The 1393-nt window shown below is 61.3% G+C and carries 2 pseudogenes; both read right to left on the bottom strand.

Annotation, left to right across the window (positions count from 1 at the left end):
• Positions 1–438: 438 nt before the first annotated feature.
• Positions 439–1031, bottom strand: a pseudogene (locus H3O04_RS35345) (transposase); the annotation flags it as partial.
• Between the two features lie 105 nt (positions 1032–1136).
• Positions 1137–1258: pseudogene (locus H3O04_RS35350) on the bottom strand (IS5/IS1182 family transposase); the annotation flags it as partial.
• Positions 1259–1393: the final 135 nt, after the last annotated feature.

The following is a 1393-nucleotide window of genomic DNA, read 5'->3' on the forward strand; positions in this document are numbered from 1 at the left end:
CTCGCCGCTGCCTTGCGGCGGAAATTGCTTCTGCATCGAGGCGAACGTACTCTGCACGCGCAGCGTGGCGGCCACCATGCGCTCCATCGCCTGGGTTTCTTCGGCTCGGGCCTGTTCCGGATTCATTGCGCTTTCCTTGGATGGTTTTCTTGAAGACCAGATCGTACACGCTATGTCCGTTCTTGCCGCCCTTGGCAGAACGACTCCGTTGAAGGTTCCAACGGCACGCTGCGGGAGAAGCGATTTAATCGGGAATGATTCCTTAGTCGCGCCGAGGCCAAGATACTCATCGAGCGAGGCTATAAAATCCCGCCGCAGGTCACAACGATTGGCCGCTTTGGATAAGTCTGAAGGGCCGTTCTGGGTCGGCTACAGTCGAACGCATCGGGCGGCATCCGGCCATACGCGGTCGCCCGCGCAAGTTGGCCGAGTGACCGCGTGCACAAAGTCGTAGCTCCACACCGAATTGGGTTGCGTCGCACCGGGCAGACGAATGTCGCTGCCACAACGACGACGGCGAGGCCGCCGCCGCGGAATGTTGAGCTGCAAGGCCCGCCACAATCGCCGCACGCGCGATTCGCTCAGCGCCAGCCACGCCGACATACGTCGGTAGCCGAAGCGCGGCACTTCCTGAGCCGCAGCAATCAGTCGCTCGCCCAGGCTCCGATCCTTCTCCGGTTGTTTGAGCGTATAGGTTGCCACCCGGCGACTCAGCCCCAGATAGCAACATGCCTTGCGTTGAGATAGCCCCCGCCGAGTCAGGACTTCCAGCGCGTCGCGCCGGCCCGTTGGGGTACTCATTTTTTTCGGCCGAATTCCTTCAGGCCGTCGATGACCGGCAATTGCTCTGCGATCAAACGCTTGAGCCGCTCGTTCTCCGATTCCAGGTCCTTGAGCCGGCGGGCATCGGCCACATCCATGCCGCCGAACTTGTTGCGCCAACGATAGAACGTCTGTTCCGAGATGTTGTGGCGCTTGCACAGATCCTTCACCGGCTCGTCCCGGCTCTCGGCCTCGCGCAAGATTCGAATGACCTACTCGTCGGTAAATCGCTTCTTCATCGAGTTCTCCTTGCCTCTAGGATAAAAGAGAACTCACTTGCTGAATGGCTACAAGAAACGTCTCAGGTCAGTGGAGGCGCTCGCCAGCCGATGCAGCTTGGTCGTCAGTCCGCCGCGCGAACGCCCGAGCGCTTGCGAGCCGCTTTTTTTCGAGCACCGGCCGAATGCTGGTGGGCTCGCACGATGGTCGAGTCGATCAGCACGCATTTGATCTCCGTCTCAAGGGTTTCCGAGGAGGCCTGACCCTCAGGCGGACACGACGAATGCGACGATCCCTGTACCTTGCCCGCGCCCTGCGGCTCGTCCTGCTGCTGGCGGTCGCGAGCCCCGCG

The organism is Burkholderia sp. KCJ3K979 (genome assembly GCF_016759955.1).
Taxonomy (GTDB): Bacteria; Pseudomonadota; Gammaproteobacteria; order Burkholderiales; family Burkholderiaceae; genus Burkholderia; species Burkholderia orbicola.